3 protein-coding genes are annotated in these 5,719 nt (G+C 60.6%); 2 read left to right on the top strand and 1 reads right to left on the bottom strand.

All coding sequences use genetic code 11. The features are described from left to right. Positions 1-37: 37 nt before the first annotated feature. Positions 38-2,014: a BTAD domain-containing putative transcriptional regulator gene (locus EOA29_RS22780; RefSeq protein ID WP_127221589.1), complete on the bottom strand. Its 1,977-nt coding sequence runs from the start codon at positions 2,012-2,014 to the stop codon at positions 38-40. A gap of 315 nt (positions 2,015-2,329) precedes the next feature. Between EOA29_RS22780 and EOA29_RS22775 the strand changes: the two genes are divergently transcribed. Together EOA29_RS22775 and EOA29_RS22770 are read left to right on the top strand one after the other, a co-directional pair. After that, complete coding sequence (locus EOA29_RS22775) at positions 2,330-5,032, top strand: MFS transporter (protein ID WP_189350113.1); 2,703 nt, start codon at positions 2,330-2,332, stop codon at positions 5,030-5,032. After that, positions 5,029-5,719, top strand: a 691-nt coding sequence (locus EOA29_RS22770) for an ABC transporter substrate binding protein (protein ID WP_210213165.1), incomplete at its 3' end; no start/stop codon positions are given. The genes EOA29_RS22775 and EOA29_RS22770, both read left to right, overlap by 4 nt.

Here is a 5,719-nt window from a genome sequence, read left to right as displayed (position 1 = left end):
AGGATGAGCGCAATGCCGGCGCTCCGGCATCGCGAAGTTAAGAGTTCGGAAGGCCGGCTCGCGCCAGCATTTCGAGAAACCGGGCGTGATGCTCATCCTTCACATAGCGCGGCATAAAACCGGGACAGACATTGCCCAGGTTGAGATGTGGAAGCTGCGACAGGCAATGATGGATGGCGCGTGAGGCTTCTTCATTGTTGCCGGTCGCCGAAGCAGCGGCCGCCCAGTAAAGGGCGCCGCGGACGAAACCCGGCTTTGTCCTGACCACCCTGCGGGCGACTTCGAGCGCCCGGCGGTCGTCGCCGCCGGCGAACAGCGCCACAGTCAGGCCATGATGGCGCCAGAAGTCAATGGCGTCGTGCGCGCCGAGCCGGATCGCTTCATTGGCCTCGCGCAGCGCCTCGCTCACCTGGCCGCGCAGGCCGTAGAGCTCGCCGAGATCGCCGTGGCCGCTCGGATAGCTCGGGTTGAGGCTGACCGCGTGACGGCATTCGACGATCGCCTCGTCGATCCGGCCGTCGCGCAAATAGGCAAAAGACAGGATGCAACGGGCGATTTCATCATCCGGCACGGCCCTTACCGCGTCTTCGGCAAGCCGGATCGCATTGTCGATGTGCTCGCGCTTGCCAGGCAGCGCACCAAATGCAAGTCCCATCGTGATCGCGATCGAGAGTGTCCGCTTTGCCCGAGCATTTTCGGGCGCAATCGACAGGGCCTTTTCGGCGAGTTCCTTCGACACCAGGAGCGAGTCCCGTGTCATCTCGAAGTACTTCATCAGAGCTTCATTCACCAACCTGCGCACTTCGGGGGTGCCCGGCGGGCTCTTGTCGCGGACCTTCCAATTGGTCAGTTGAAGTTCGAGGCTGACCGCCAGCACAACCGCCTGCGCGATCCTGTCCTGGAATTCGAGCGCGTCCTGCGAGTGGCCATCGAATTTCTGCGCCCAGATATTGTGGCCATCGGCGGCGTCGACCAACTGAACGTTCACCCTCAGTTCGTCCCCGGACCTCTGGATGCTGCCGTTGAGCATGTAGCGGGCACGCGGGGCTGTCGTCGCCTTGGATTCCTCGCCACCCTTCTCAAGCGGCGGGAGGCCGGAGAGCACGACGTAGTCGGCCACCTCGGAAAGCGCCGTGGTGATGTCATGGACCAGGCCCTTGGCGAAAAAATCGTCGCCGCGCTCGCCCGTCAGATTGACGAAGTCGGCGACGCTGATGGATGGACGCCCCAGGCGCTGACCGCCCGGAACACCGTTTGTCGATTGCTGGCTTGATGAAATATCGGCGACAGAAAGAGATTGCCAAAGCGCTCTCGTCTCCGGGCTGACGTCGACACCGAACTCGTTCTTCAACACGCTTCTGCAAGCTTCGAACGTTCGCTGGGCCTTGTCTCGCCGGCCGCACGTCACGAGCAGCTCCATCTTCAGGCGGTAGGACTCCTCTCGAGTCGGCTCCATGGCCAGAATTCGATCAGCCACGGCCAGTCCGCTTTCACCGTCCACGAGACGAGCGAGCTTTTCCAATGACTGAATCGCGCGGCTCAGCAGCCTTTCACGTTCCGATGCCGCCCAATCGTCGAAAGCGTTGCTCCCGACATAAAAGCCATCGAGAAACGGCCCGGTGTAAAGCGCCAGGGCAGTTTCGAGATCCGGTGCAGAACGTGCCGACAGACCGGTTTCAAAATCCTCGACGTCAACCCGTACGGCGTCAGGCCTGAGGCCGATCAGGTCCTTGCGGGCGTGAAGGATATCCATGCCCGCTCGCGACAGATCCCGTCGCAGGACGCTGAGCGTTTGACGCAGACTGTTGCGCGAGTGTTCGCTGTCGCTGTCGCTCCACAAGAGATCAGCCAGCCGTTCCCTTGGCGCGGCCATGCTTGGGCAGCGGGCCAGATAAGCGAGGATCGCCGGGCCTCGTTTTCCGGTCAACCAAACCGGACCGCCAGCTTCCTTTTCAATCTGGAAACCGCCGAGGAGTGAGATTCTGCCGACAGCGCAGCTGTCCCAACTTGCCATTGCTTAGGGCCCCGAGCCTGACGGAATCCTAACTCAAAACTAACGCTTCGCAAACCGTAAGACCGCGCCTTCAAGCGCTGTCGTGACGGCAAATCAACTAGAGTGCTGCCACGGAGGCGTAGGGCAGTGACATGCAGCCGGCGCCGCTGATCGTTCGGCCAGATTTCGGGCGACTCCTGCTGCATATGAATAAATCGATTCTATCTCTAAATAGAATTGAAAATAATAAATTATAAGGCCAGACAGCAACCAATGACTCTACTTACGCGAATCTGGCTTTCCTTAACTATTGTCCTTACTATTGTCATTGCTGTCTTGTCTGTTCTTGTAAAATTACAGAATGAAGCCGTCTATTCGCAGCTTTTGCGACAACGCCTTTCGGTCATCGCAGCGGCAACCGCCGCCCCTTTCAGGTCGGTCTCGGAGTTGGGTCTGCCGATCGCTACGATACGCAATGCAGAGGCCCTGCTGAACCGGGCCTCTCAGACAGACCCGGCCATCTCCAACATCGTGTTGCTCGATCTATCGGGCAAGGTCGTCTGGTCGGTGTCGGACGTGCCCATTCCATTCACCGCGCGGCAAATGGGGCGCGCCATGGAAGAGGGCTCAAATGGCATGTGGGATCTTGAGACAGCAACCGCGTTGGTCAGCGGCGCGAGCATACTGGACGAGAGCGGTGAACCGTCAGGTGCATTAGCAGTCATCTACCCGACGGAGGAATTGCGGACGCACAATAGCCTGATCAGTTCGCAGATCCGGATGTCGGCGGCAGCACTCCTGGCCGGATTCTCGGCACTGGCCTACTTTGCGCTGCGCTACCGGCTGCGCGCGACCGTTCAAACCCTCGACGATATCGCCAGCCACGCCGAAGATGACACCATAGTGGCGGGCCGCGATTTTGCCGATTTTCACACCGCGCTTGTCGCCGGCACCGCAAAATACCGCATGGCACTGGCGAACCTTACGGCGCTGCTGCCAGCCGACCGCGGAGGCAGTCCACCGGCAGGCGTGCAGGGCGCTGACGTGATCTCGGTTCCTGACTGCCCCATGGCTATTGCGGTATCGCGGAGGCTTACGCTGCTCATTGCCGCCCTGGTATTGGGGGTAACCGCGTCGCTCGGCGCCGTCGCCTACCGGAGCATAGATCAATCCTTCGCCCCCGAACTTGAAAGACGTACAAAGCTTATCGGCACCATAGCCAATGACGCCATCGCCCGCACGCTCCAGGCCGGCGTGTCGCTCGACATGATGGTTGGGGGACGGGATTTCTTCAGATCTCTGCTTCACGACTTTCCCGAAATCTCCTACTTCGCGCTTGTCACCAACCGCCCTATCCTGGAGGCGGGCGATCGGCCCCCGACGGCTACGACGCGTGAGACCGGGACCGTGGTGCCGATCGTCGTCGACGGCAAGGCGATCGCCAATCTCGTCGTCATCAAGAATGCCGGCTACCTGTCGCGCGAGTTCCGGGATGTGGTCCTCGACCTCCTGGTCGTGACTTTGGTCACAATTCTTTTGGCGGTCGAACTGGTCTCGGTCATGACCAACCACTCGCTGGCCGCACCGCTGAACCGCCTCGACTACATTCTGAAGCTGCAGGCGGCCGGTGATTTCTCCCGCAGCATACTGGCACACGGGATCAGCGCCGTCGATCGGCTGGGCCAAGCCCTTTCTTTGAGGGCGGAGCGGCTTGGCGCAATGATGGCGGCCGTTCGTGGACTGCCCGATGGCAACCGCGCCCTGCAATTGGAACCGGGTCTCATCATCCCGGCCGGCAGGCCGTTGATCATGAGGTTCTGCAGTCTCAGCGATGTGCGGCTTCCCCTGTTCCTGATCGCAGCGGCCGACTCCTTTTCGCTGTCGTTCTTTTCGCTTTATGTCCGCGACGCTGACAACCCGTTGACCTGGCTCAATCCAGGCATCGTCATCAGCTTGCCGCTGGCCGCCTATCTCATCGCCATCGTTGCCGGCTCACCCTATGCGCGACCGCTATCCAAGCGCTTTGGCCACCGCAATCTGTTCCTGTTTGCATCGATCCCAGCGGCTCTCGCCAACATTGGCTACTTTATTTCCAGCAATGTAGTGGAAATCATCTTTTTCAGTGTTCTCAGCGGCATTGGCTATGCCTTTGCTTCGCTCTCCTGCCAAGACTACGTCATCGACGCTGCCCCAAAGGAGCAACGCGGCCAGGCGCTCGGCCTGTTCCATGTGGCACTGTTCGGCGGCTTTTATGCCGGAACTGCATTGGGCGGCGTGATGGCCGACCGCCTGGGCGAGCGAAGCGTGTTCCTGGTCTGCGCAGCTTTGATCCTGACCTCGGCTGCCATGATCACCCAGATGCTGCCCGCAGCCAGCCAGGTTTCGGCGATGGCCAAAACGGGCGATCGCGCCAGCCTGGGGCAGTTACTTGGAACGATGGCTGACGGGAAGTTCGCGACACTGCTGTTTGGCATTATCCTGCCCCAGACGATCCTCGATCAGGTCTTCATCTCGTACCTGCTGTCGCTGCAGATGAATGCGCTGGGCGCCTCCGCAGCCGATACCGGTCGTATGATGATGATCTATTTCCTCATGGTCATCCTGTCGGGGTCGCTTTACGGGCGGCTTCCGGCGGACAAGGTTCCGGCAGTGATCATCACCATAGCCGGAGCGCTGCTTGGCGGCGTGACGCTGCTCGCGGCGGCGGCGGTTACCACCAGCTGGACCATGGTAACTGCCGCAATCGGAACCGGTCTCGGCTACGGGCTGGTGACCGGGCCGCGGACGGCCACGGTGCTGGAATTGGCGGAAGGTCGGCTGGCCCATATCGGCTCGGAAAGACTCCTCGGCACGGTAAGGGTCATGGAGCGACTCGGCAGCGTGGCGGGCCTGATCGTCATTGCCGGCGTCGCAGGACGGTTTGGCTACTCCGCCGGAATGGGCCTCATCGCCGTTTTGGTCCTAGCCGGCGTTGGCACGTATTTCATCCACCACGTGGCGAGCCTCGGCTTGCCGATCATCGAGGGGAGGAAAGCATGAAATTCGCAAATTGCATGTTGATCGGGGCCGTTCTGGCTGCTTGCGTCGTTCTCCCGCCTCAGGCGGAAGCGGCGAAGAAGACTGTCGTGATGATCACCTGGCTGGGCTGCGAGGATGTCTGTAAAGGCGTGAAGGATTCGCTCGAGGAAAAGAAAGTCGATGTCAGCTTCGTCGTTGACGATGCGGCACAGGACAAGAGCAAGCTGCCCGGCTTCATCAAGGACGCACGCCAGCGCAAGGCCGACGTGGTGGTCACCTGGGGCACAAAGACCACGCTCGGCATGGTCGGCACGTTGAAGGATCAGCAGAATCCCGAATTTCTCAACGACATCCCGGTGGTGTTCACCGTCGTGGCCGACCCGGTCGGGGCGGGCATCATCGAGAGCTACGACAAAACAGGCCGCGCCAATGTGACCGGCACCCGAAACAGGGTCCCCGAAAGCGTCAACATCAAGAGCATCAAGCGCTACCTGCCGAGTTTCGACCATCTGGGTCTCCTGTTCGATCGCAGCGAGCCCAACTCCGTGAAGAAGATGGAGGAACTGACGGCATTGTCGCAGAAAATGAAGTTCGCTTTCGATGCCTTGCCGCTCCCGGCACTTCCAGACGGCTCACCGGATCCAGCCAAGCTTCCGGGCGCCGCCGCCCAGTTGAAACAAGCCGGCGTGCAGTTCGTCTATCTGGGGT

Origin of the sequence: Mesorhizobium sp. M1E.F.Ca.ET.063.01.1.1, assembly GCF_003998155.1 — a bacterium.
Lineage (GTDB): Bacteria > Pseudomonadota > Alphaproteobacteria > Rhizobiales > Rhizobiaceae > Mesorhizobium.
Note: the sequence above shows the minus strand (reverse complement) of the source record. Positions and strands in the feature narration are given on the sequence as shown.

What these genes read in the sequence shown, in the direction of transcription:
- EOA29_RS22780 (WP_127221589.1), bottom strand. Translation starts at nt 2,014, where the DNA reads ATGGCAAGTTGGGACAGCTGCGCTGTCGGCAGAATCTCACTCCTCGGC.